Below are 24,347 nucleotides of genomic sequence, written 5' to 3' on the forward strand. Positions count from 1 at the left end.
TCACAGCATCAGGGCGGCGAGCGCCAGGGCCAGCGCCGGCAGCGTCACCGCAAGGCCGATTCTGAGAAAGGCGAGGGCGCCGTAGCGGATGCCCTCGCGCCGCAACGCCAACAGCCAGAGGATCGTCGCCAGCGAACCGGTGACCGAGACGTTCGGCCCGAGATCGATGCCGACGAGGACGGCGCCGGTGATTTCCGGCAAGACATGCGCCGCCTTCACCACGCCGCCGGCGACGAGGCCGAGGGGCAGGTTGTTGGTGAGGTTCGTCAGGACGGCGGTGACGGCGCCGGCGATCGGCGCGGCGAAAGCGCCGGTCCGGTCCGCGAGGCCATGGAGCGCTGCGACGAGCTGGTCCTGGAGGCCGATGCGGTCGAGAGCGCGGACGATGACGAAAAGACCCGCGACGAGGACGAGCGTCGACCAGGAGACACCGCGGAGCGCGGCAAGCCGGCTGCGGCCTTCGCCGATCGCGACGAGGACGAGGGTCGCGAGCCCCGCCAGCGCCGTCGGCAGGCCGAGATCGGCGCCGAGGGCCGAGGCGGCGAGAAGCGCGACGACGGCGAGCGCGAGGCCGCAGGCGGCGATCCTTCCGCCGGAAGGCAGCCGCACCGTCTCGCCGGGGATTGCGACCGTCTCGCCGAGGCGCCGGCGGGTGAGAAGCAAGAGCATGGCGAAGGTCACGACGATCGCCGCCGCCGAAGGCAGGGCGAAGCGCGCCAGCCAGGCGCCGAGCGGCGGCATGGCCTCGCCGAAGACCACGATGTTCGCCGGGTTGGAGATCGGCAGGACGAAAGAGGCGGCGTTGGCGACGAAGGCGCAGATCAGGAGATAGGGGATCGGATCTGCGACCTTGGCCGCGCGGGTGACGGCGATGACCGCCGGCGTGAGGACGACGGCGGTGGCGTCGTTCGACAGGAAGACGGTGACCAGCGTGCCGACCAGATAGACGAGCACGAAGAGACGGACCGGCGATCCCGCGGCGGCGCGGGCGGCGCGGCGGGCGAGGTGGTCGAACAGGCCCTCGCGCCGGGCGATCTCGGCGAGCAGCATCATCCCGGCGAGGAACAGATAGACGTCGGATCCCGAGGCGACGCCCGCAAGCGCCTCGCCGGGCGGCAGCAGCCCCAGCACAACGAGCAGCAAAGCGCCGAGCGTGGCGAAGATCCATTCGGCGAGGCCGAACGGCCGGACGATGACGCCGCCGATGGCGAGCGCGGCGATCGTCGCCGTGGCGATTCCGTCCGCCACTTTCCGCCCGCCTCAGTAGATGCCGGGGATCAGCCGGGCGGTGCGTCGGCGATAGTCGCGCCAGGCATCGCCGAAGGTCTCCTCCATCATCGCCTCTTCCGGCCCGACGCGCAGGAAATACAGGGTGCCGAAGCCGGCGAGCCCCGCAAGGCCGGCAACGAAGTTGGGCAGGAGCAGCGCCTGGGCGAGGGCCATGGTCCAGAAGGCCGTGTACATCGGGTGGCGCACGTGCCGGTAGATGCCGCGGGTGACGAGTTCGTGCTTCTCGCGGATGTCGAGGGAGACCGACCACATCTTGCCGAGCGCCTTGTGAGTCAGGCGGAAGAGGACGAGGGCGACGACCATCAGGGCGAGGCCGAGCGCCGTCTGAACCGGCGAGGGCGCGTAGGTCGCAAACCACGGGAAGCCGGTCGCGACGAAGAGCCCCGGCAGGATGCCGAGGCCCGACAGCGAGATCAGCATCCGGATCGTCTCGGCCCGGCCGCGGCGCGTCCGCTCCACCCGGCGGCGTTTGGCGCGCCGCTCGAACGGATAGCGGATGGCGTACCAGCCGACGACCATCGCCACCCAGAGGATCTTGCCGACGAGTGCCGCGCTCATTTCGCCGGATCCTCGGCCATCGTCGGCGTCTTCGCGGCGATCTCCTTCGGCGGTTCGGGGAGCGCCTTCAGCGGCGGCCGGTCGAGGGTTCCCTCGAGAGCGAGGTCGGAGACGGGGTGCGGGCCGGTGAGGAGCATGTGGAACGAATAGGGCGCCCGCTTCTCCACGGGAAGCACGAACTGGCGGTGCAGGCGGAAGAAGTCCCGCTTGATGCGCCGGTAGGTCTCCGGCTTCACCAGCTTGCGGAAATGGACGCGCACGACGCGCGGCGTCCGGCCCTCCTCGATGCCGAGCGAGGTCGCCGGATTGGACTTGTAGAAGTTGATCGGGTCGGACAGGCCCTGGCAGTCGGTCCAGGCGACGAGGCGGTCGGCGACGAGGTGCCGCACCGCGGCCCGCTGCTCGCGCGCCGAAGGATGCAAGGCCGTCTTCATCAGGCTCGATCCGACGGTCAGAAGATGCGGCTGCAGGCCGGAAAGCGCTGGCCGGCGGAGCGCCTCGTCGAGCGCCCGCACCGCCATCACCGCGCCGAGGCTGTGGGCTGCGACGACGAGTTCGGCGTCGCCGGTCGCGGCGCCCGGGGCGAGGCGGGCGGCGAGTTCCTCGGCCTGGAGAAGGATACGCTGGCGGATCGCCGGATTGCGGTCGCGGCAGATGTCCCGCGCCATCGCCCAGTCGTCGAGCGCGGTGAGGAGATGCAGCCGCCGCTGCGCGAGGACGAGCACGCCGGCGGCGACCGTGAGGCCGACGACGACGCCGATCAGCGTCGCGGCGACGCCCCCGAGGCTGGCGGAAAGGCTGGCGACGAGGGCCGTCGCGAGCGTTCCGCCGAGCCATCCGAGAAGCAGGGCGGCGGCGAGGACCACCAGCGGGAAGAGGTAGAAGAGGCCATAACGCCAGCTCACCTTGAAATAGCGAAACACCGTGCCCGTCACCAGAAAGTCGGCGAGGGCGAGATAACCGGTGGCGAACCGGGTCGGCACCGGCCGCGCCGCATAGGCGAGGATCAGGTCGCCCCAGTCGAAGAAGACGATTTCGGTATCGCAGCGCCAGGGCGGATTGCCGGGAGCCGCCCCGCCGAGCCGGACCTTCAGCTGCGGGAACAGGCCGTCCGGACCGCTCGCCGCCGGCTCTTCGAGGCCGACCGTCAGGTCCCAGAGCGCGGCCGCACTCTCTACTCCGCGGCGGAAGCGCTTGCGGTGCGCGTCGGCACGCATCGGCTCGAAGCCGGGAAAGAGGCAGACGAGCCGGCGCGAGATCATGCTTTTCCCCCTGACGGTACGGCGAGCCGTTCTGGCAGAAGGCCTTAGCCCAGTCGACCGGGAAGCGTAAACCGTCGGTTCTTGCGCCATTGTCCGCCGGGCAGGGCGGAACCGGGAGCGGACCCAGGCCCGACCAGCCGCATCAGGCGGCCCGGCGCGCCTCGGCGATCCGGCGCATCGCGTCGGCAGCGATGGTGAAGGATTTCAGCCGCGCCGCGTGATCGTGGATCTGGCCGGTGAGGATCATCTCGTCCGGCCGGTAGCGCTCGACGAGGGCGGCGAGGTCGCGGTGCACCTTCTCCGGCGATCCGACGGCCGAAACCGCGAGCGCCTGATCGAGCATCGAGCGCGCCGCGGGCTCGAGGCCTTCGAGATAGCCCTCCCTCGGGCGCGGCAGCTTGCCGGGAGTGCCGGTGCGCAGATTGACGAAGGCCTGTTCCATCGAGCTCTTCAGATAGGCGCCCTCGGCGTCGGTCGCGGCGGCGAAGACGTTGGCGGCGAGGATGAAGAAGGGCTGCGGATGGCGTTCCGAGGGGCGGTAGGTCGTGCGATAGATCTCGACGGCCTGGTCGAGGGCCTGCGGCGCGAAATGCGAGGCGAAGGCGTAGGGCAGCCCGAGATGGGCGGCGAGCTGGGCGCCGTAGAGGCTCGAGCCGAGGATGAAGACCGGCACGTTCGTGCCCTCGCCGGGGATCGCCCGCAGCTTCTGTCCCTCCGATGCCGGCTCGAAATACAGCATCAGTTCGAGGACGTCCTGCGGGAAGCTGTCGCCGGCCTCGAGGTTTCGCCTGAGAGCCCGCGCCGTCATCATGTCGGTGCCGGGGGCGCGGCCGAGCCCGAGGTCGATCCGGTCCGGATAGAGCGTCGCCAGCGTCCCGAACTGCTCGGCGACGACGAGGGGCGCGTGGTTCGGCAGCATGATCCCGCCGGCGCCGACGCGGATCGACTTGGTCTGGCCGGCGATGAAGGCGAGGGCGACCGCGGTCGCGGCGCTGGCGATGCCGGGCATGTTGTGATGCTCGGCCATCCAGAAGCGGCGGTAGCCGAGCTCCTCGGCATGGCGGGCGAGCTCGCCGGAATTCTTCAGGGCATCCGCCGCCGTCAAGCCGTCTGGCACCGGCGAAAGGTCGAGGACGGAGAATGCGGGCATGGCGGGGCTCCGGTAGCGGATGCGCGGACGGTCGATCGCCCTGAGATGGCGCCTCGCAACGCGGCTGAAAAGACGTCTCGCCGGCGGTGACCGCAGCGTTCACCCATGCGCCGGCCTGGGCGGGGCAGGGCGAGGCGGGCCGGCCGCCGCCGGCTTCAAGGTCCTCGTCAGAGCCAGTTCTTGTAGCGGAAATACAGCATCGGCAGCACCGCCGAGACCCCCATCAGCGCCAGCGCATAGGGGTAGCCATAGGTCCAGCCGAGTTCCGGCATGTGCTCGAAGTTCATCCCGTAGACGGAGGCGACGAGGGTCGGCGGCAGGAAGGCGACGGCGGCGACCGAGAAGATCTTGATGATGGCGTTCTGCTCGATCGAGATCATCCCGACGGTCGTGTCGAGCAGGAAGGTCGTCTTGTTGGACAGGAAGGAGACGAAGTCGTTGAGCGAGTGGATGTCGCGGGCCATCACCTTGACCCGCGCCTTGCCGTCCTTCACGCCGTTGCCCTTCTTGCGGTCGAGCACGAGCTGCAGGAAGGGCAGCAGGCGGTCGAGCGTGGCGAGGCTTTCGCGCACCCGCGAGGTGAGGTCTCCCGCCGCGCCGATGCGCTGCAGCAGCTTCTTGAAATCCGCGGTGCCGGTCGGCTTCTTGCGCGCCGAGGAGGAGAAGATGTCCTCGCCGATGCGGTCGAGATCGGCGGAGATCAGTTCCAGAAGGTCGGCCATGCGGTCGACGACGGTTTCCAGGAGCCCGACGAGAAGCTGCTCGGCGGTCGGCGGCTTGCCGGCGGCGCGGACGATTTCGCCGGCCTCGGCGTGATCGTGGTGGGACGGCAGGGCGGATGGATCGCGGCACAGCTTGGCGACGAAGATGCGGAAGCTCTTCGGCTCGCTGTAGCGCACGGTGACCAGCCGGCCGCGGGTGAGGATGAAGGTGATCGGCGAGAAGGCCGGCGCGCCGTTCTGGACGCCGTGGACGACGCTCGCCGTCATCACGTCGGCGCCGTCCTCGGAGTAGAGCCGGCTGGAGACCTCGATCTCGCTCATCTCCTCGCGGGTCGGAACGGCGATGGTGCAGAGCGCCTCGACGGCCGCGACCTCCTCGGCCGACGGCGAATCGAGATCGATCCAGATGGCGGTCTCCGAAAGGCCGCCCGGGCCGACGGTGTCGTGGACGACCTTGGAGCCGTCGAACGCATAGGTCTCGATCATCCGCAGCCCTTCGAGAAGCGATTGACGCCCGGCCGGCAGCCATGTGCGGTCCAGCCGAACCGGTCCGGCATTCCATGAGATCGCCGTGCGACGCCGCCGGCGCATCCGCTCGCTCCACTTTTCAGAGAGCCCGCGGCGAACGAGACGCCCGTCGAAATCTGCCTCGCCGTCCGACCTTGCCCGGGACCGCCCCCCTGCGTCGACCGCCTCCAACCTCTAGCCGCACCGGGTGAAGGGTTGATGAATCGGCGCCATGCGAGGACGTGGCGGCAGCGGCCGTCCGGCCGGGCGATCCGGCAGGAACAGGCCGTTCAGGACGGCGCTGACGCGGCCTCGCCGCCTTCTTCCGGATGAACCTCCGGCGCGGGGACGACGGCCTCGATCGGCACGGTCAGGGTCCAGACGACGCCGGTCGCCGCATAGTCCATGTCGACCGAGCCGCCGAGGCCTCTCGCCGTCATCTTCTGGGTGACGAGGGTGCCGAAACCGGAGTGGCGCGGCGGCGTCACCGGCGGACCGCCGCTTTCGCGCCAGGACAGGCGGAACCTGTCGCCGCAGGTCCATTCGATCAGGACCTTTCCTTCCGGCACCGACAGTGCGCCGTATTTCGCGGCATTGGTCGCGAGTTCGTGGAGGGCGAGGCCGATGGTCTGGGCGGCGGTCGGGTTGAGCGCGATCGTCGGACCGCGGGAAACGATCTGCTCGTTGCCGGTGCCGAAGGCCTTGAGCTGGCTCTTCACGAGGTCGCCCACCGAGACGCTTTCCCAGCCGCCCGAGGACAGCAGGTCGGCCGAGCGGGCGAGCGAGTTGAGCGCCTCCGAAAGCGTCGCGAGGAACTGCGTCGTGTCGGCGCTCTCGTTGGCCGCCCGCCGCGCGATGGCGGCGATCAGCGCATACTGGTTCTTCGCCCGATGGCTCATCTCGCGCATCAGGAAGCGGTTCTGCTCCTCGGCCTCGCGCCGCTCGCGCGACGCCTGGGCGAGAACCCGCGAGACCTCGGCGATCTCGGCGATGTCGGTGGCGATCATCGTCGCCGGTTCGCCGCGGCCGATCAGGCCGGCCTGGCTGGAAAGCTTGCGGATCGGCTCGGCGAGGCGGCGGCCGAAGGTGATCCCGAGGGCGACGGAGAAAGCGAGCAGCAGTGCCCCGGCACCGATGAGCAGCAGCCAGGAGCGCATCACCGGCCGGCCGATCACCGCGCTCGGCACCGCCACCGTCGTCGTCCAGCCCGAAAGCGCCGAGACCGTCGACGCCTCGATCAGGTCCGTCCCCATGCCGGTGTTGCCGATGGTCTCGACGATCGACGGGTTGTCGTAGGACACGCTCTGGCGGGCCCGCATGCGGCCGTCGCTGGTGACCGCCGCAAAGACCCGCTTGCCGGCGGCGTCCTTGATGATCGCCGACCAGCGGCTCGGCAGGTTGCGGTCGGCGATCACCGCCTCGAACGACGTCGTCGCCTTCGACAGCACGAGGACGTATCCGACGTCGCTGCCCTTCTTCACCGGAAGCGCCACCTGATAGACGAACTCGCCGCGCTTCTTGCGGAAGCTGACGCCCGAGATCGCCGGCTGGTGGGTGTCGAAGACCCGCTGGATCAGCGGCGTGTCCGAAAAATGCGCCGAGGGCGGCGGGAAGCGGTCCTGGGTGTCGACGAGGACGGCCATGCCGTGATCGACCAGTTCGGCGGTGGTCATCGTCCCGGCGAGCGCCTGCGCCGTGCGGTCGTTGAATTCGGCCAGCCGGTCGTCGACGAGGGTCGGGGAGGCGGCGAGGACCCGGCCGGAGGTCATCAGGCCGTAGATCTCGCGGTCGATGGCGTTCGAGACGATCTCCGCCGTGTCGTTCACCTGGGCGGCGGCGATCTCCTGCTGCTGCTGGGAGAACTGGACGATCAGATAGGCGCTGAACAGCAGCGCCGGAACGAGCACCATCAGCGCGAAGGTCAGCAGATGGACGACGAGCGTCGGCCGCCGCCACCGGCGCTTCAGGCCGAGGCGCCGCAGCCGTGCACCCGGCCCGGCGGAACGCCGGCCCGCGCCGGCGGCAGGTCGCCCCTCTGTTCGCATGTGAATGCTCACGGCTCTTCGTCCCGAGCAAGCGCGGCTCAACGCCTCGACCCGCGACCCCTCTTTTCCTATGCGATTTCCCCCATTGCGCGAACACCTTACCCGAGCCGGAGGGATTTTGCCACACGACATCGGCGATCGGCGGGGGTGCCGCGCATCGCGACCTGCGGCCGCCGGGCGCAGGCGAGGAACGATCCCCGACTTGTGCGGCCGCCACCCCGCTATATACCGTTTCGACGCAACGTCGGAGGCTCGCGCGCATGGCTCAGTCGGATCGGATCTTTCTCGGCGCGAGCCGCGATTCCCGCAACGCGATCGGCGACGGCGAATATCTCGACCTCGCCTTCGCCAACCGCCACGGCCTCGTCACCGGGGCGACCGGCACCGGCAAGACGGTGACGCTGCAGGTTCTCGCCGAGGGCTTCTCGGACGCCGGCGTCCCGGTGTTCTGCGCCGACATCAAGGGCGACCTCTCCGGCATCTCGCAGCGCGGCGAGGCGAAGGACTTCCTCGTCGAGCGGGCCAGGAAGATCGGCCTCGAACCCTATTACAACGACCTCTATCCGACGGTCTTCTGGGACATCTTCGGCGAGAAGGGCCATCCCGTCCGTGCGACGATTTCCGAAATGGGGCCGCTGCTCCTGTCGCGGCTGATGAGCCTTTCCGAGGCGCAGGAGGGCGTCCTCAACATCGCCTTCAAGATGGCCGACGACGAGGGGCTGCTGCTCCTCGACCTGAAAGACATGCAGGCGATGCTCGCCCATCTGTCGGAGAACGCCTCGGAGATTTCGGGGCTCTACGGCAACGTCTCCAAGGCCTCGGTCGGCGCGATTCAGCGCGCGCTGCTCGTCCTGGAACAGCAGGGGGCGGCGAGCTTCTTCGGCGAGCCGGCGCTGAAGATCGACGACCTGATGCGCACCGACCGCGACGGGCGCGGCTTCGTCAACGTGCTCGCCGCCGACAAGCTGATGATGAATCCGCGGCTCTATGCGACCTTTCTTCTGTGGCTGTTGTCCGAGCTCTTCGAGGAACTGCCGGAGGTCGGCGATCCCGAAAAGCCGAAGCTGGTCTTCTTCTTCGACGAGGCACATCTCCTCTTCGACGGCGCACCGCAGATCCTGCTCGACCGGGTCGAGCAGGTGGTGAAGCTGATCCGCTCGAAGGGCGTCGGCGTCTATTTCGTGACGCAGAACCCGCTCGACGTGCCGGACGGCGTCCTCGCCCAGCTGGGCAACCGCGTCCAGCATGCGCTCAGGGCCTATACGCCGCGCGAACAGAAGGCGGTGAAGAGCGCCGCCGAGACCTTCCGGCCCAATCCCGACTTCGACGCCTACGAGGCGATCACCACGCTCGGGGTCGGCGAGGCGCTGGTCTCCACCCTCGGCAAGGGCGGCGTGCCGTCCATGGTCCAGCGCACGCTGATCCGTCCGCCGGCGGGGCGGCTCGGCCCGGTGAGCGACGCGGAGCGGGCGGAGACGCTGCGTTCGAGCCCGGTGGCCGGGCTCTACAATCACGCGATCGATTCCGAATCCGCCTACGAGATCCTGGTGGAGCGCGCCGGGGCGGAGCTGAAGCGCGAGGCGGAGGAACGCGAGCGCGAGGCCGAGGCCACGCGGCAGCGAGAAGCGAGCGACAGGGCCGCGCGCGACGCGCGGGCGGAGGCGGCACGGCGGCGCGAGACGGAGACGGCGCGCGACGGCGAAAGCGAGGCGCGGGGGCCCTGGGGCGGCGGCCGGGCGTCGGTGCCGGCGACCCGCCGCACCCGCACCGGCTTCCAGATCCCGGATTTCGGCCTCGGCGGCTCCGGACGGGACGATGCCGAAGACTATGTCGAGGACGAAGAAGACGCCCCGCGGCGGCGGGCGCCGCGCCGCCGGGCGTCGCGCTCCTCCGGCTACCAGCGCCAGACCCTGACCGAGACGGTGATGAAGCAGGTCGGCCGCACCGTCGCCTCGACGGTGACCACCGCCATCGTCAGGGGAATTTTGGGCAGCCTGAAGCGCGGGAAGTGAGCGAAGGAGCCCGCACAGGCTTCTCGGCCGGTCCGTCGACGCGGCCGTCGCGGACCATTCCGAGCGGCGGATCGTGATCGGCCCGCCGGGCCTGCGCGAGCCGGGCGACGGTAGGCTCGCCGATCATCTGGCCCCGCGGGCCTTTCGTCAGATCACCCGCCGCAGCACCGCCCTGAACTTCTCCGCCACCTGGCCGAAGCCGCCGTCGGTGCCGTGGATCTCGTCCGCCCATTCGCCGAGCTCGAGCGTCCCGCGCACGTCGACGACGTGGACGTCGGTCTTTCGCGCGGCGAGGCCGTTCAGCATGTCGTAGAGCCGGTCGATCAGCAGCCGGACGATGGCGCGCTGCATCTGCGGGTCGACGATCCCCTTCTGGCGCATCGGCCCGCCCAGCCACTCGTCCTGCGCCGCCCAGCTCGGGTCGCGGACGTCGCCGGAAAAGCCGCCGGCGATCGCATAGTCGTAGCCGTGGACGAGGATCGGCAGCCGCTCGAAGCCGCGGCGGGCGTGGATCGTGTCGACGACGGTCTCGTAGGATCGCTCGAGGGTTTCGAGCACCCGCCGCAGGGCCGTTTCGTCGATGTGCCAGGACGCGCTCTTGCCGGGCTCGAAGTGCTTCAGCAGCGAGCCGAGCACCGGCTTGCCGGTGAGATCCTCGCCGATCACGTCGTTGCCGGCGGCGGAGAACAGGAAGGCGCGCACGCCATGCTCGCGCACCGCCTCGAGGCCGGCCATGTATTCCGGCTCGGTCCTGACCATGTTCTCGGCCGTGTCGCCGGCCGCCGAAAGGCTCCAGATCAGATATTCCTCGCCGAGATGGTCGATGACGTCCTTGATCAGGAACGGGAACTGGAACCAGGAATCGCCTTCCTCGACGAGGACGGGGCTGTGCCTGTCAAAGATGCGCCGCAGCTCGTAGGCGCGGTTGCGGCGCCAGCGGCTGAGGGCGTTGCCCCAGCCGAGGGCGCTCTCGACCTCGAGGCGTGCGGTCCCCTCCATCCGCACCATGGCGGGATCGGGCCTGACCTCCGGACTGAAGGCGCCGGAGCGCTTCGGCACGCCCGTCAGATAGCGGGCGATCGTCTCGTCCGGCACCTTCGGATCGAGCATCATCGCCTTGAGCTGCTCGTAGGAGATCCGTTCGCCCTCGGCGGCGGCTGCGGCCGCGGGTATCCCGTTGCCGGTGCCCCCGCCCGCGCCGCGAACCGCGCCTTCGTGCTGCGACGCGGCGCCGCGCCCCCCGCGCGCCGAGGCGAAGACGATGTCGGCCTCGTTCGTGACGACGCGGCTTCCCACCCTTTCGCGGACGGATTCGGCGCTGGCGCCGGCGGGGCTGCCGGCGGCGGCCGCGAAGGCGTCGCGCTGGCGCAGCGTGCCGAAATCGAGGCCGGTGATCGCCTCGAGCTCGGCGATCGCGATCTGCTGCGGCCTGAATTCGACGAGCCCCTGGTCCAGCGCGGCCTCGCGCGCCAGCCCGGCGATCTGGTCGGCCTGGCTCAGCCGGAAGGCGAGGGCGCTCACCTTGGTCTCGCTCTCCGGGAAGATCACCAGCTTCCAGAAGGCCGCGGGGACGAAGAAGTCGTGCCGGTACGGCCGGTCATGCTCGGTGAAGACCGGCCCGTTCATCACGCTGAGCCGCCGCTGCGACTGGCCGGCGAGCCGGGCGACGGCGTTTTCGAGATTGCCCCAGAGCATCAGGCCCTTGCGGCTGGCGAGCCGGGACTGGTTGAAGATCTCGTGCTGCGGCGAGCAGTTGGTGAAGTGGAACGTGTCGTCGTTGGCGCGTTCGGCCTCTTCCGTGCTGTGTCCCCAGGCGGCGTCGGCGCGGCGCACCAGATGGCCGCGATCGAGCGGGTTGTCGCGGTAATAGCTGCCGTCCGCCTGCAGCGCCGCGGCGAGGCGCGGATCGAGATACCAGCGGTCCGAACCCTCGCGGCTCTGCTGGAAGGGCGCGGCGCCGTCGATGTTGACCGCCGAGACATAGGCGAGCCGGCGCCGCTCGTTCATCATCACGCTGTAATGATGGTATTTCAGCTCCGGACCCGACGCGGTCGCGGCGAGCGGGCCGTGGCTCGCATCCCTGAGGGTCGGCAGCGGCACGGCCTCGCCGAGAAAGACCGGATCGTAGCCGACTCTGTTCTTGTAGTCCGGGTCCGACGGGTCGGGCCGGCCGCTTTCGGTCGCGGCGACGGGAAGCGCGTCTCCGCCGCAGGTTGCACGGGGCCCCACCACGGGCTTGTCGCGCGAGACGGACCCTGCCGAGAGCGCACCGCCCCCGGATATTCCGCCTTCCGGACCACCATCGTGCCGACCACGCGAAGGGCCGTCGTCCGTTGCGCGATCGCCGCTCCCGCCGGCCTGCGGCGTCTCGCCAGGCCGGTCATCCGGCTGCGTCTCGCCCGGCACGTCGGTGATCGGGGTCGGGTCCGACATCGCCTTCTCGGCGCGCTTCTTGGCGGCCTCCGGCCGGCCCTGCAAGGCCCAGGTCGCCAGCGCTTCGTCGCGAACCGCATCCATCGCCGGGTCGAGCGGAACGTCGCGGATGAAGTTGACGAGCCGCGAGACCCTGATGCCCTCGTTGGCGACCCAGACGATCCGGTCGGGCGAATCGCCCTGGCGCAGGACGACGCCGCCGGCGTCGACGAGTTCGCCGTTGGCGTCGGTCTTCGGCACCGAGGAATGATGCAGCGCCACCACCTCCCACTGGTCGTTGAAGACCGGCGAGCCGGACGAGCCCTGCTCGGTGTCGCTCTCGTAGTGGAAGAAGATGTCGAGACCGTCGCCCTCCGGCAGGTCGAGAAGCCGGTTGTTGCGGATCACCACTTCCTTCGGCCGTCCCGCCGGGTGCTGGACGATGTTCAGGGCCTCGCCGACGCGGGCCTTGCCCTCGTCGCCGATCAGCGGCAGCAGCATGGCCGTGTCGAGCGTCGTGCCGCTCTGCGACGTCTTCTCGATGGCGACGAGGGTGAAGTCCAGCCGCGTGTCGGTGAGGAAGAAGTCCTGCGGGCGAAACAGGAAGGTTTCGACGGGCCGCGGCACGCCGACCTCGTTCGGCTCGTAATACAGCTGAAAGCGGCTCGCGCTCGCCTCCTGCGGGCTCGCGAGCACGTGGTGGTTGGTCATCACCAGGCCGGGCGCCACCAGGAAGCCGGTGCCGTTCGGCTGGCCGCCGGTGGTGATCCGCCCGACGCAGTCGGCGGCGACGAGGCCGAGCTCGAAGAACTCGATGGAGAGGAGGTCCTTGGTCTCAAGGATCCGCTCCTCGGCCGCCCTCCCGATGTCCTCCGGCCGCCAAGCCCGGGCACTGAAGCTCTCACGAGCCGAGATCGTCTCGCCGTCGTCCGTCTTCTTCGCGGTCGCCGCCCACTCGTCGAGGCGGTTCACGCGCTTGATGACGCGTTCCTGCTTGTCGGCCTCGATGATGGCGCCGCGTTCGAGCGCCCGTTTGCGCCGCTCGCGCTCTTCCGTCCGTTGCTTCCAGCGTTCGGCCGCCCGTTTCGCCCGGTCGATGGCGTCGGCGTCCAGGAACTCGCGATTGGCCATGATGCGTCACCCGAAAGCTTCGCGGGCGAGAAGCGGCTCACCCGAAATGACCTTACGGCAGGCCGGGCGTTTCGACAATGATGAATTGTATAAAGATACTGTTGCAGCGCAGCGGCGATTGCGTGAAGCCCGGCGGCGGCGCGCCGATCCGCGTCGTCCTCAAGCCAGTGCGTGCCGGCCCCGCGGCCCGCTCACCCCCTGCCGACGACATTGCGAAATTGTAATGCGAGCGAAACTGTCAGGATTAGACGGCAGGGTATATCCCTCGCTGCGACCCGCTCGGGCGGGCCTCACTGTGAGGAATGAGACTATGGTCAAAGCACGTATCGCGGCCTGGGCGGTCATCGCCTCGGTGGCCGCAGGTCCGGCGTCCGCCACCGAATTCTACATGGGCGAACCCGTCGTGAAGGACGGGATGCAGCTTTCGCCCGCCTATCTCACCGGCATCACCATGAGTGCGATGGCGCCCGGGATGAGCCGGGCCAAGGACGCGGTCCATGTCGAGATCGACATCCACGCCACCGCCAAGGAAGCCCACGGCTTTCCGCCGGATGCCTGGATCCCCTATCTCGGCGTCAAGCTGACGGTGGCCAAGGCCGACGGCTCCTACAGCGAGACCAAGACCCTCGCGCCGATGACCGCAGCCGACGGCCCGCATTATGCCAACGACTTTGCCATGCACGGCCCCGGCACGTACAAGGCCACCTACGTCGTTGCGCCGCCCTCGGTGAACGGCTTCCTGCGGCATGTCGACAAGGCGACCGGGGTTCCCGACTGGTGGAAGCCGATCACCGTCTCGTGGACCTTCGACTATCCCGCCAAGCACAGCTGAACGGACCGCCCTTTCCGCGACGTGGGAAGGGCGGCAAGACCAACCGAATTCGGAGAATTGGAGAAGACGACGATGACCGCCCTCCTGCGATCCGCCGCCCTTTCGCTCTGTGTTGCCGCCGTCGCCGCTCCGGCGCTGGCCGCGGACGTGCCGACCTTCGAGGTCACCCTCAAGGACCACAAGTTCTCGCCCTCCGAGATCGAGGTGCCGGCCAACCAGCGCTTCCAGATCAAGCTGACCAACGCCGACGCCACCGCCGACGAGTTCGATTCCACCGACCTGCGTGTCGAGAAGGTCGTGGGCGGCGGCCAGACCGGCGTCATCCGCGTCCAGCCGCTGGTCCCGGGCCGCTATCAGTTCATGGGCGAGTATCACGCCGCGACGGCCCGCGGCATCGTGACGGCGAAGTAACCGCCATGCTCGCAGCCTTCATCATCGTCTTCCGCGAGGTCATCGAGGCGGGTCTTGTCGTCGGCGTGGTGCTCGCGGCGACGCGCGGGCTTGCCGGCCGCAGCGGCTACGTCGCCGGCGGCATCCTCGCCGGTTTCCTCGGCGCCTGCCTCGTCGCGGCCTTCGCCGGCGGCATCGCCGATCTCTTCGAGGGATCCGGGCAGGAGGCGCTGAACGCCACGGTGCTGTTCGTCGCCGTCGTCATGCTCGTCTGGCACAATGCCTGGATGGCCAGCCACGGCCGCGAACTCGCCCGGTCCCTGAAGGCGGTCGGCGAGGAGGTGAAGGCGGGCCGCCGCTCGCTGATGGCGCTCGCCATCGTCTGCGCCGTGGCGGTTCTGCGGGAAGGCTCGGAGGTGGTGCTGTTCCTCTACGGCGTCGCCGCGGCCGGCCAGACCACCGCCACCGGCATCATCGGCGGCGGGCTGATCGGGATCGCCGGCGGCGCGGTCGTCTCGGCGCTGCTCTATTTCGGCCTCGTGGCGATCCCGCTGCGCTATCTCTTCGGCGTGCTGACGGCGCTGATCACGCTGCTCGCTGCCGGCCTGGCGGCCCAGGCGGTGCGCTTCCTCGCCCAGGGCGGCTGGCTGAATGACTGGGTGACTCCGCTCTGGGACACCAGCGGCATCCTCTCCGAGGCGAGCCTGCCCGGCCGCGTCGCGCATGTGCTCTTCGGCTATGCCTCGCAGCCCTCGGCGAGCGAGCTTGCCGCCTATCTCGCGGTGATCGCCGTCATGCTCCTCGTCCGCTGGTTCGTCGGGCAGGAAGGCGGCTCGCCCCGCAAGCCGATGCAGGCCTCGTCCTGACGGGCGAGGGGCTGCACGCGCAGGGCCCTGTGGCCTGAAAGAGGGACCTTCCGGGCCGCGCGGACTCCCGCCCGCCGGCCCTTCGAAGCCGCGGAAGATTGCTGTTGCATCCGGGCCGCCGACGTTCTATCTCAGCGCGGCCGAAGGGGTATAGCTCAGTTGGTAGAGCGGCGGTCTCCAAAACCGCAGGTCACAGGTTCGAGCCCTGTTGCCCCTGCCATCGACCTCCAGCACCGCGACCCATCACCGACACATCACAGCAGGATCGCCCAGGCGTCGTGACGGTCGTCACAGTTCGCGTGCCGATCATCTTCCGCGCGTCGCATGGCGGCTCCGCCCTGCCGGAGCGGCGGGTCGATACGCTATCATCCCACGTCCATGGTGATGCACGGCAATCCCGACGCAGATTGTCGGCGGCATCGGCCGATCGTCCGCGATAGGATGAGCCGCGGGATTGCCGCTGATCCGATTGGGGATATTCTGCCGCCCATGAACGAGATGACGATGCCACTCACCGTCCCGCTCGACGTCGGCTCCTATACCGCGGCGGAGGCGGCGCGCCTCCTGCGGACGCCGGCCCGGAATATCCGGCGCTGGATGCGCGGTCACAGATATGTCGCGGGCGACGCGATCCGCCAGGTTCCGCCGCTCTGGCAGTCCCAGCTTGCAATGTTCGAGGACAGCCTCGAACTTGGGTTTCGCGACCTCATCGAATTGCGATTTGTCAAAGCCTTCGTCGACGCCGGCGTCGGCTTGAAGGCGGTGCGTGGGTGCCTGGAATATGCGCGTGAATGCGTCGGCGACCCCTATCCCTTTTCCACGCGGCGATTTCAGACCGACGGTCGAACGATCTTTCTCAAGAGCATCGAGCGATCGACCAGCAACGAGGCGCTTCTCGATCTCAAGACACGCCAGTACGTCTTCAAGGACGTCATCGAAAGGAGCTTCAAGGATCTCGATTTCGACGACCGGACGGTCGCGAGATGGCGCCCTTTTCACGGCAAGGCTTCGATCGTGATCGACCCGTCCCGGGCCTTCGGGCAGCCGGTGGCGGCTCAGTTCGGTGTGCCGACCGTGGCGTTGGCCGATGCCGTCAAGGCGGAAGGATCGGTCGAGAAAGCCGCCCGACTGTTTCAGGTTCCGGCCGCCGTCGTGCGTGATGCGGCGACGTTCGAAGCGAGCCTCGAGGCCGCGTGAAGGTTCTCGTCGACGAGAACCTTTCGCCGGCTCTCGCACATGCGCTCCAGGCCCTCTTTCAAGGCGAACACACGATCGTCCATCTTCGCGAGAAATTCGGCCCCGGCGTCAAAGACGTCGAGTGGATACCGGTCCTCAGTTCCGAAGGACGGTGGGTGGTCCTTTCAGGTGATCGCCGCATCACCCGGAACGAGCTCGAATATCAGGCATTCAGAAACTCCCGGCTCATCGGCTTCTTCCTGTCGAGGGGGCTTCAGAAGGCCAAGGTCACGAAGCAGATGGAACGCATCCTCTTCCTGTGGGAGACGATCGAAAAGCAGGCCGCCATCGTTGCCGGGGGAGCGATGTTCGAGCTTCCGATGCGAAGCTCTCTGATCGAGCAGTTGAAGCGCTGAGCCGGAGGCTGCGCTCCGCCGCTCAGCCGGGCGCGACCACATGGCCCGCAGCGGTGAGCGCTTCGCTGGTCCGGCCGGCATTCTCGATCTTCACGAAGAGATGGTCGGTGTCGAAGCTCGAGACCAGGAAGACGCCGATGCCGGCCGCGGCCAGCGGCTCGAGCACCGCCGCCGCGATGCCGGTCTCGTCGAAGGCGAAGGGGCCGACGAAGGAAAAGCCGCACCAGCCGGCTTCCGACTGCGTGCCCTGCGGCACGCGCTCGGCGGCGCAGAGGATCGAGAGTTCGTCCGCGCTGCGGGAGATCGAGACGAAACCCTCGCCGTCGGCCCAGGCGGGGATCGCCGCATCGGGAGCAAGCCGGCTCACCGCATAGAGGTGCGGCAGCGCCCGCAGGGTGACGCAAACGGCCGGTGCGTCTTCCGGTGTCGCCCCCGCCACCGTCACAAGGCCCGTTCGGCAGCACGGCCGAGCGCGAAGGCCCGCTGTTCGATCAGCGTCGGCACCTCGCAGACATAGCTCAGCGACTGGCGCCGCTCGTTGAAGACGCGGGTGTCCCAGAGCAGCTGCTGCCGTGCGTCGTCGAGCGCGGTCGGGTTGGCGGTCGGATTGTTCTGATGCGTCGAGAACGCCGTCGTCTCCTTGCGCAGCCGCGCCGCCAGCGCCTTCTGCTTGGCGCCGTAGCGCTCGATGCCGCTCATGATCTGGCTGCGTTCGGCATTCAGCCGGTCGAGCAGCAGGGCGACGAAGCGGCCGGCCCCGGTCTCCCGCTCGGCCTCCGGCAGGCCGCCGAGATAGTCCTTCACCGCGGCTTCGGCGTCGGCGAGCGGCGTGCGCCTCGCGCTGACCGTGTCGAGCAGCCGGCGAAGGGTCGGATCGACCTCCACCTCGCCCGCGTCGGGAAGCGCCGGCCCGCCCCAGATCTGGCCGGCGGAAATGCGCTCGACCCGCCTCTGGATGCAGGGCCAGTCGGTGGTCGCCGGGGCCGGCGCCCTGGCGAAGTTCACCGGGTTCTGGGCCGCTTGACCGGATTTGGACGGCCCGGCCTCCGGCGCGGATTCGCCCGCCTTCGCGGCAGCGCCGCTGCCGGTGCCGACCGGCGCGTTGGTGGGGGCGGGGCCGGGGAGCACGAAGTCCTTCGGCACCTCGCGGGGCGTCGCGCCGTCCTGCGCGAGGACGAGGCCGGCTTGGGCAAAGAAGACGGCGGCGGCGATGGCGGCCGGGGCGATCCGCCGGGACCCGGCCGTCGGCGATGAAGTCATCATGAGGTTTCCTCCCGTCTCGTGTCGTTGCCGCTCGAGGCTATTGCCGTTTGCGGCTGATCAGCCCGCGTGCCGGATCGTAGGCGAGGATCGCACCGCCGAGGAACACGATCGTGCAGCCGAGGACGATCAGGAACGCGTCTGTGTTGAACTGCCGGTAGAGCGCGAAGCGGATCAGTTCCACCGCATGGGTGAAGGGGTTGAACTGGCAGATCCGGTAGAGCAGCGGGCTCGATTCCTGCACCCGCCAGAGTGGATAGAGCGCCGAGGACGCGAAATACATCGGGAAGATGACGAAGTTCATCACCCCGGCGAAGTTCTCGAGCTGCTGGACGAGCGACGACAAGAGCATGCCGAGCGCCCCGAGCATCAGCCCGGCGAGGAAGATCGCCGGCAGCGCGCTGAGATAGCCGAGCCAGTCCGGCCGGACCTCCCAGAACCAGGCGATGGCGAAGAAGACGTAGACCTGGACGACGCCGACGGCGACGCCGGCGAAGAGCTTCGAGCAGAGCAGATACCAGCGCGGCAGCGGCGAGACGAGCAGCGTCTTCATGGTGCCGGTCTCGCGGTCGTAGACCATGGAGAGCGACGACTGCATGCCGTTGAACAGCAGGATCATGCCGACGAGGCCGGGGGCGATGTAGACCTCGTAGAGGATGTAGGTCTTGTAGGGCGCGATGATCGAGACGCCGAGCACCTGGCGGAAGCCGGCGGCGAAGATGAACAGCCACAGCAGCGGCCGCACCAGCGCCGAGACGAAGCGCTCGCGCTGGTGGACGAAGCGCAGGCCCTCGCGCCAGACGATGCCGCCGGCGCAGATCAGATAGGCCGAAAGCGGAAAGCCGCGGCGCATCTTCGGGGCGCCGGCGGTGTCGATCATGGCGCCGCTCACCGCGTCACCTCCAAGAGCTCTCCGGTCATGCCCGTGCCTCCTCGCGTCCGTTCGCGGCCGTCACGCCGGTCAGGCGGGTGAAGGCCTCGCCGATCGAGCCCGCCCGCTCGGCCGCGACGACGTGCGGGACGAGACCCTCGGCCCGCACCGTGCCCTGATGCAGCACCACGACGCGGTCGCTCTCGTCGATCTCGTCGATGAGATGGGTCGCCCACAGGACGCTCACCCCCTCTTCGCGCACGAGCCGCCGGACTTCCGCCAGGATGGCGGCGCGCGAGCGGATGTCGAGGCCGACGGTCGGCTCGTCGAGGAGGATCAGACGCGGGCGGTGCATGAAGGCGCGGACGATCTCGATGCTGCGAAGCTGGCCGCCGGAAAGGTTCCGGGCCTTGTCGGAGAGCCGCTCGCGCAGTTCCGACGTCGCGAGGATCTCGCCGATGCGCGCCTTGGCCTTCGCGCCCGACAGCCCGTGGAGGGCGGCGTGATAGACGAGGTTCTGCCGGATCGAGAGGTCGAGGTCGAGGGTGCGGGCCTGGAAGACGACGCCCAGCCGGCGCAGCGCCTCGCCGGGATCTGCCGTCAGGTCGAAGCCGAGAATGTGGATGCGGCCGTGGCGCACGTCGAAGAGTCGCGTCACCAGCGAGAACAGCGTCGACTTGCCGGCGCCGTTCGGCCCGAGAAGCGCGGTGAAGGAGCCCTGGGGCACGGTGAAGCTGACCTCGTCGAGCGCCTTGCGGGCCCCGTAGGAATGGCTGACGCCTTCCACCGAAAGGGCGGGAAGCCTGCCTTCCTCCTGGCTGAGGATGCCGTCCTGCATGTCTACTCGCCTCTCGCGGGCCCCGCCCGCCCTCCCGGAGCGGGATGGGACGAGCTTCGCTCGCCATCCGCCCCCGTCTTCATGGGCGCACGATCTTTTTCCGAATATCGGCTCCCGCTTTTCGAGATCGTGCTCCAGGTCCTTCAAGCCAACCTATCGCGCCGGCCCGAAAATGGCAGACGGCCGCGAAGCCTCCATAGGCTCGCGGCCGCTTCCTTGCCGGCTTCGGGCCGTCACTGGACCACGGTGATCGTGCCTTCCATGACGTGGTTCTCGTCGAGACCGCCCACCTCCCAGTGGTAGCGGCCGGGCCGCACCGTCTGGAACTGCACGGTGATGGTGCCGTGGGAGTCGTATTCGAGCCAGGCCGGGGCGCCGGCCATGTGGACCTCCAGATCGTCGATGACGATCTGGTTCATCCAGACATTGCGGAAGAAGTCCGGTGCATTGAACTTGTATTCGATGTCGCCCTCGGACTTGATGTCCCAGCGATAGGGCTGGCCGGCCCGCAGATAGAAGTCCTTGTGGCTGGTCTTGAAGGCGTCGCCGTCGGCGCCGAGGACGAGCGGCGTGACGATCTGGGTCGTCAGGCTCTTCTTCGGCAGGCCCAGCATGTCGCCGTTGAGGGCGGCGGCGGGCATCAGTTCCGAACCGGGGGGAATCTTCAGCCCGTCGGCGGCGGGCACCATCTCGGCGCCGTGGCGCTCGTCGTCGTCGTCGTCATCGTCGTCCGCGGCCTTCGAGGCGGAGGCGGCGGGCTTGGCGTCATCGTCGTCGTCGTCATTGCCCTGGGCGAACGCCGTTCCGCCCGGCGCGAGCCCGATACCGAGTGCGAAGACGGCAGCCATCAGAGCGAGCCACGGTGATTTCATCGATGTCCTCCCGATCGAAATTGCGAATTCCGGCACGCGGCTTTCCCGCGGGCCGCCGGTCAGTTCGGCGTCACGGCGACGCCCCAGGGCTGCTGGCCGACCTGCACCGTCTTGACCGGCTCGTCGGAAGCGACGTCGATGATCGTGACGTCGTTCGACAGGCCGTTGGTGGTGAACAGGTATTTCTCGTCGGGCGAGAAGCCGAGATGCCAGACGCGCTGGCCGACGAGGAGATAGTCGGTCACCTCGTAGGTCTTGGTGTCGACCACCGCGATGCGGTTGGCCGGGCCGAGCGCCACATAGGCCTTCGAGCCGTCCCTGGTGATGGCGACGCCGACCGCCTGGATCGCCTCGGAGCGGATGCCGGGGATCTGGAAGCTGATCTTATGGGTGATTTCTTTGGTCGCCGTGTCGATCACCGACACCGTGCCGCCGATCTCGGCCGAGACCCAGACCTCCGAGCCGTCGTGCTTCCACTCCGCCCAGCGCGGGCGGGAATCGACGAGGACGTTGGCGACGATCTGCTGGCTCTCGCGATCGATGAAGTGGGCCATGTTCGTCGTTTCCGACGTGTTGACGATGGTCTTGCCGTCCGGCGACACGCCCATTCCCTCCGGCTCGACGCCGACCGGGATCTCGGCCAGCCGCTGGCTGGTCTTGGTGTCGATGACGGTGACGAGATTGTCGTCCTCGTTCGCCGCATAGAGCTGGTCGCCGTCCGGCGAGAGCGCGAGGAGTTCCGGGTCGGGGCCGGAGGGAAGCGTCCCCAGAAAGGCGTGGGTCTTGGAATCGTAGACCTGGATCGTGTCGTCGTCGCTGGTGCAGATGTAGAGCTTCGCCCCGTCGGGGCTGACGGCGATGCCGCGCGGACGCTGCCCGACCTTGAAGGTGTCGGTCACCGCGAAGTCCTTGTCGGAATCCAGCACCGTGACGTCGTTGCCCTTCTCGTTCGACACGAAGACCTTGTAGGCGAAGGCGGGACTTGCCGACATCGCGAGCGCCGCGGCGAGAGCCGCCAGTGACAGTCGTTTCAAACCATTCCTCCCCTGAGCCGGACCGGGCCTTCCCCGTTTCGTCCGGCCTCGTCATGCGACATCGAGCGTCATTCGTCGATCGACATCACGATGATCTTGTAGTCGCCGTTCAGCTTGATGTCGTACTGGCCGATCGCGCAGGTGGCGTCGTCGACCTCGAAGAGCCGCTCGCTTTCCTTCTCGACCGCCGGCGCGGTGCAGCCGATCAGGGCGAGCGTCTCGCCGACCTTCGCCACCTCCTCGGGCGAGGCCATCTGCTCGACCGTCTCGGCCTCCTCGGCGGTCGCGGCGCCCGCGAAGCAGGTGAGGGCCACAGCACATGAAATTCGCGCGAATGTCGTCAAGGCGAGCCTCCCGTCCCGTCTGGCGGTGCCTGGCACTCCCCGGGACCTGTCCATGGGAGACAAGCCCCGAGGAGCGCCGGCTTTCGAATTGGTAGCTTATGAATTCCGCCACCGGCAACGGGACTACTTCCCAACTTGCCGCCCCGGCCTCAATTGCCGCCGTCGAGCATCCGCCCGCCCTTGGTCTCGAGGGCGAAGCGCACGAGATCCGAGGTCCGCTCGACGCCGAGCTTCTCCTTCATCCGGGTCGAGGTGTTGGCGACGGTCTTGTAGGCGACGCCGAGCCCCTCGGCGATCTCGGACAGGCTCTTGCCGTCGCCGAGCATGTGCAGGATCTGCAGCTCCCTTCGGGTGAGGTCGGAGACGCCGGTCTCGCGGCTGGCGTGCTCCTTCATCAGGGAGGAGGTCTCCGAATCGACGTAGGGCTCGCCGCCCAGCGCCTTTTCGAGCGCGACGAGGAGTTCGTCGGAGGGGGCGCTCTTCGAGACGTAGCCGAGCGCGCCCTCGCGGCGCGCCGACACCGCGTAGACGACGTCGGAATACATCGAGAAGACGACGATCTTCGCCCGGGGATCGTCGGCTCTCAGGCGCCGCAGCACGTCGAGCCCGCTGCCGTTCTTCAGGTTGATGTCGAGGATGGTGACGTCCGGCCGCAGCCTGCGGAAGGCGGCGAGCGCCTCCGAGGGCGTCTCCGCCTCGCCGATCTCGCTGACGGCCATGTCCTCGACGAGGCGGCGGATGCCGTCCCTGACGACCTTGTGGTCGTCGACGATCAGAAGCTTCATCGCTCGTCCTTCATCGATGCCATGGCGGCGAGCGCCGCCTTCTCGTCCAGAACCGCCGGCCCAGCGCCCGCCGCCGCCGCATGGGGCGGAACCAGGCCGGCCACGGGGATGCGTCCGAAGACCCTGACGCCCTTCGGCGCCGGGGTCTCCTCCACGGCCAGCGTCCCGCCGGCCGCCTCGATCCGCTCGCGCATCCCGACGAGGCCGAAGCCGCCGTCGCGCTGCGGCCCGGCAAAACCGCCGCCGTCGTCGCTCACCGAAAAGGCGAGGGCGCCGGCGCGTTCCTCCACCGCGACCGCGATCGCCTCGGGCCGGCCGTGGCGCAGCGCGTTGGTCACCGCTTCGCGCACGGCGCGATAGACCAGCATCTCGATCGTCGCGCCGAACTCGCCGCCGGGAAGATCGAGACGGAAGGCGACGTCGGAATGGCGCGCGGCGAGGCCGGCGACCATCTCCTCGATCGCGCCCTTCAGTCCGAGCCCCGAGGTCGCGCCCGGCCGCAGATTGCCGAGGATGCGCTTCAGCTCCCGCCGGGCCTGGTGGGCGGCGGCGACGACGGCGCCGGCGCGCTCGGCGATCGCCGCCTTGTCCGGGCTCGGCGAGGCCGCGGTGCGCCTGATGCCGGAGGCGTCGACGTCGATGGCGAAGAGCAGCGGGCCGACGTCGTCGTGGAGGTCGCGGGCGAGGGCGGCGCGTTCCTCGTCCTCGAGATGCAGCAGCCGCTCCGAAAGGCGGCGGTTGCGGCTCGAAATCGCCTCGAGGCGACCGGTCATGGTGTTGAGGCCGCGGGCGAGTTCCTGGATTTCCGGCGGCCCCCGCGGCGCGACCTTGGCGGAATAGTCGCCGCCGCCGATCCGGGCGAAGGCGTCGTGGATCGCCGTCAGCGGCCGCAGCGCCCGGTCGGCGACCACCCAGATCGCCCCGAAGGCGATGGCGAGAAACGACACCAGCAGACCGAGGGAGGTGAGGAGGTCGAGCCAGGCGTCGGCGAGTTCGTTGCGCGGATCGACGATGACCGCCACCGAGGTGAGCGGCTCGGAGACCGCCGCGAGCGGCATGATCGTCGTCGATGGTTCGGGGGCGAGGAGCTGCACGAACCACTGCGGCAGCGCCCCGAAGTCGTGCGCCATGATCGACTGGTCGCGGATCACGCCGAGCGAATCGATCAGCACCACCTTGACGCGCCGGTCGCCGTTGAAGGTGCGCACGAAGCCGGCGAGCTTGCCCCTGACGTCGCGCGAGGCCGGGAGTTCGGCGACGAGTTGCGCGACGCGGTTGGTGGCGACGCTGCGCGCCGCGATCAGCTCGGTGTGGATGTTGTCGCGCGCCTGGAAGAAGGTCAGCACCGCGCCGAGGATGACGATGGCGAAGAAGGCCGTGGCGAGGGTGAGGGCGAGCCGGGCCTTGAGCGACATCGTCGCCGCTCTCTGGCGCCGCCCCGTGGGCGCCGCATCCTCGCTCTGGCCGTCCGATTGCCTCATCAATGCCTGCTCACACCGTCCGCGACCCTGCCGTTCAGAGGTCGCGATGCTGCCGTTCCGGCGGTTTCGACCCGGCCGGTCCCGCCTGCCTGG

22 protein-coding genes and 1 tRNA gene are annotated in these 24,347 nt (G+C 68.9%); 7 read left to right on the forward strand and 16 right to left on the reverse strand.

Going from position 1 to position 24,347, the window contains the following annotated elements:
* From J1C47_RS07380 to J1C47_RS07405, 6 genes are all read right to left on the reverse strand, one after another.
* Positions 1–1,248 carry an SLC13 family permease gene (locus tag J1C47_RS07380; protein ID WP_207350106.1) on the reverse strand — a complete coding sequence of 416 codons (1,248 nt, stop codon included), beginning with the start codon at positions 1,246–1,248 and terminating at the stop codon, positions 1–3.
* Between the two features lie 12 nt (positions 1,249–1,260).
* On the reverse strand, positions 1,261–1,848 hold the full coding sequence (locus tag J1C47_RS07385; RefSeq protein WP_207350107.1) for a protein-S-isoprenylcysteine O-methyltransferase: 588 nt from the start codon (positions 1,846–1,848) through the stop codon (positions 1,261–1,263).
* On the reverse strand, positions 1,845–3,110 hold the full coding sequence (locus tag J1C47_RS07390; protein WP_207350108.1) for a hypothetical protein: 1,266 nt from the start codon (positions 3,108–3,110) through the stop codon (positions 1,845–1,847). Before J1C47_RS07390 ends, J1C47_RS07385 begins: the two co-directional genes overlap by 4 nt.
* A gap of 142 nt (positions 3,111–3,252) precedes the next feature.
* The gene (locus J1C47_RS07395) at positions 3,253–4,260 is read right to left on the reverse strand and encodes an LLM class flavin-dependent oxidoreductase (RefSeq protein WP_207350109.1); all 1,008 of its coding nucleotides are present in this window, start codon (positions 4,258–4,260) and stop codon (positions 3,253–3,255) included.
* A 167-nt stretch (positions 4,261–4,427) separates the two neighbouring features.
* A complete protein-coding gene (locus tag J1C47_RS07400; protein ID WP_207350110.1) occupies positions 4,428–5,468 on the reverse strand; it encodes a magnesium transporter CorA family protein in 1,041 nt (346 codons plus the stop codon).
* A 311-nt stretch (positions 5,469–5,779) separates the two neighbouring features.
* Positions 5,780–7,534 carry an HWE histidine kinase domain-containing protein gene (locus tag J1C47_RS07405; protein ID WP_207350111.1) on the reverse strand — a complete coding sequence of 585 codons (1,755 nt, stop codon included), beginning with the start codon at positions 7,532–7,534 and terminating at the stop codon, positions 5,780–5,782.
* A gap of 260 nt (positions 7,535–7,794) precedes the next feature.
* Here J1C47_RS07405 and J1C47_RS07410 point away from each other — a divergent pair, with 260 nt between their 5' ends.
* A complete protein-coding gene (locus tag J1C47_RS07410) occupies positions 7,795–9,546 on the forward strand; it encodes a helicase HerA-like domain-containing protein (protein WP_207350112.1) in 1,752 nt (583 codons plus the stop codon).
* A 147-nt stretch (positions 9,547–9,693) separates the two neighbouring features.
* On the opposite strand, the gene J1C47_RS07415 is transcribed toward J1C47_RS07410, so the two are convergent.
* On the reverse strand, positions 9,694–13,089 hold the full coding sequence (locus tag J1C47_RS07415; RefSeq protein WP_207350113.1) for a DNA/RNA non-specific endonuclease: 3,396 nt from the start codon (positions 13,087–13,089) through the stop codon (positions 9,694–9,696).
* A 310-nt stretch (positions 13,090–13,399) separates the two neighbouring features.
* On the opposite strand from J1C47_RS07415, the gene J1C47_RS07420 reads away from it, so the two are divergent.
* The 6 genes from J1C47_RS07420 (at position 13,400) to J1C47_RS07445 (ending at position 16,769) form a co-directional block, all read left to right on the forward strand.
* Complete coding sequence (locus J1C47_RS07420) at positions 13,400–13,921, forward strand: iron transporter (RefSeq protein ID WP_207350114.1); 522 nt, start codon at positions 13,400–13,402, stop codon at positions 13,919–13,921.
* A 72-nt stretch (positions 13,922–13,993) separates the two neighbouring features.
* The gene (locus tag J1C47_RS07425) at positions 13,994–14,332 is read left to right on the forward strand and encodes a cupredoxin domain-containing protein (protein WP_207350115.1); all 339 of its coding nucleotides are present in this window, start codon (positions 13,994–13,996) and stop codon (positions 14,330–14,332) included.
* A 5-nt stretch (positions 14,333–14,337) separates the two neighbouring features.
* The gene (locus J1C47_RS07430; RefSeq protein WP_207350116.1) at positions 14,338–15,177 is read left to right on the forward strand and encodes an FTR1 family iron permease; all 840 of its coding nucleotides are present in this window, start codon (positions 14,338–14,340) and stop codon (positions 15,175–15,177) included.
* A 144-nt stretch (positions 15,178–15,321) separates the two neighbouring features.
* Positions 15,322–15,397: transfer RNA gene (locus J1C47_RS07435), tRNA-Trp, on the forward strand.
* Between the two features lie 269 nt (positions 15,398–15,666).
* Positions 15,667–16,374, forward strand: a complete 708-nt coding sequence (locus tag J1C47_RS07440) for a hypothetical protein (RefSeq protein WP_245396418.1) — start codon at positions 15,667–15,669, stop codon at positions 16,372–16,374.
* The gene (locus J1C47_RS07445; protein WP_207350117.1) at positions 16,371–16,769 is read left to right on the forward strand and encodes a PIN-like domain-containing protein; all 399 of its coding nucleotides are present in this window, start codon (positions 16,371–16,373) and stop codon (positions 16,767–16,769) included. Before J1C47_RS07440 ends, J1C47_RS07445 begins: the two co-directional genes overlap by 4 nt.
* 22 nt (positions 16,770–16,791) lie before the next feature.
* Here the strand turns inward: J1C47_RS07445 and J1C47_RS07450 are convergent, their stop codons facing one another.
* The 9 genes from J1C47_RS07450 to J1C47_RS07490 all read right to left on the reverse strand — a co-directional run bounded on the left by J1C47_RS07450 (position 16,792) and on the right by J1C47_RS07490 (position 24,254).
* On the reverse strand, positions 16,792–17,208 hold the full coding sequence (locus J1C47_RS07450; RefSeq protein WP_342591949.1) for an ACT domain-containing protein: 417 nt from the start codon (positions 17,206–17,208) through the stop codon (positions 16,792–16,794).
* 2 nt (positions 17,209–17,210) lie between these two features.
* Positions 17,211–18,032 (reverse strand): hypothetical protein, encoded by an 822-nt coding sequence (locus tag J1C47_RS07455; RefSeq protein ID WP_207350118.1) that lies wholly within the window; start codon positions 18,030–18,032, stop codon positions 17,211–17,213.
* A 37-nt stretch (positions 18,033–18,069) separates the two neighbouring features.
* Positions 18,070–18,882 carry an ABC transporter permease gene (locus tag J1C47_RS07460; protein WP_207350274.1) on the reverse strand — a complete coding sequence of 271 codons (813 nt, stop codon included), beginning with the start codon at positions 18,880–18,882 and terminating at the stop codon, positions 18,070–18,072.
* Between the two features lie 64 nt (positions 18,883–18,946).
* A complete protein-coding gene (locus J1C47_RS07465; RefSeq protein WP_207350119.1) occupies positions 18,947–19,738 on the reverse strand; it encodes an ABC transporter ATP-binding protein in 792 nt (263 codons plus the stop codon).
* A gap of 233 nt (positions 19,739–19,971) precedes the next feature.
* On the reverse strand, positions 19,972–20,610 hold the full coding sequence (locus tag J1C47_RS07470; protein WP_210382270.1) for a cupredoxin domain-containing protein: 639 nt from the start codon (positions 20,608–20,610) through the stop codon (positions 19,972–19,974).
* Between the two features lie 59 nt (positions 20,611–20,669).
* Positions 20,670–21,644: a PQQ-dependent catabolism-associated beta-propeller protein gene (locus J1C47_RS07475; protein WP_245396419.1), complete on the reverse strand. Its 975-nt coding sequence runs from the start codon at positions 21,642–21,644 to the stop codon at positions 20,670–20,672.
* 68 nt (positions 21,645–21,712) lie between these two features.
* On the reverse strand, positions 21,713–21,958 hold the full coding sequence (locus J1C47_RS07480; protein ID WP_207350120.1) for a hypothetical protein: 246 nt from the start codon (positions 21,956–21,958) through the stop codon (positions 21,713–21,715).
* Positions 21,959–22,137: 179 nt separating this feature from the next.
* Positions 22,138–22,773: a response regulator transcription factor gene (locus tag J1C47_RS07485; RefSeq protein ID WP_207350121.1), complete on the reverse strand. Its 636-nt coding sequence runs from the start codon at positions 22,771–22,773 to the stop codon at positions 22,138–22,140.
* Complete coding sequence (locus J1C47_RS07490) at positions 22,770–24,254, reverse strand: sensor histidine kinase (RefSeq protein WP_245396420.1); 1,485 nt, start codon at positions 24,252–24,254, stop codon at positions 22,770–22,772. Before J1C47_RS07490 ends, J1C47_RS07485 begins: the two co-directional genes overlap by 4 nt.
* Positions 24,255–24,347 lie beyond the last annotated feature (93 nt).

This window comes from Jiella sonneratiae (assembly GCF_017353515.1).
Lineage (GTDB): Bacteria > Pseudomonadota > Alphaproteobacteria > Rhizobiales > Rhizobiaceae > Jiella > Jiella sonneratiae.